Origin of the sequence: Pseudomonas sp. MWU13-2100 (genome assembly GCF_023242365.1) — a bacterium.
Classification (GTDB): Bacteria; Pseudomonadota; Gammaproteobacteria; order Pseudomonadales; family Pseudomonadaceae; genus Aquipseudomonas.
On the sequence record NZ_JALLIX010000163.1, the window covers coordinates 1 to 373 of the forward strand.

Consider the following 373-nt stretch of genomic DNA (forward strand, 5'->3'; position numbering starts at 1 on the left):
ATTGATCTCTTGCTTCAACCTCACCCACTGGGCGTTTTGATCACTGAGTGTGGCTTGTTCTTCCACTAGCAACACAGCTAACGCGGCCTTGCCTTCAAGGAGCGCTGGTTCAGTTTTTTCCACGTTCTCATTCCAGTACTGCCACTGGCTGATCAGCTCTCTCCAGCCATCGATATCTTGAATCGACTTTTGAAGGATTTTGATTTTTGCCTCCAAGCCCCCAATGACATCGACATCCGCACCAGCGCCTTTGAGATCCTTATTTTGGTTTTCCCTAAGTTCCTCGACCGCACGAGCTGTGGCGATGGATTGCAAACGAACGCTGTCCTGGATGGCCGCAACCTTTTGGGCGCTAGCTTCAGACAGCCTCTTT

General features: G+C 50.7%; 1 protein-coding gene. It reads right to left on the reverse strand.

The genetic code is table 11. The features are described 5' to 3' along the window. On the reverse strand, positions 1–315 hold a 315-nt coding region (locus M5B99_RS29855), incomplete at its 3' end, for a hypothetical protein (protein ID WP_248807486.1). Positions 316–373 lie beyond the last annotated feature (58 nt).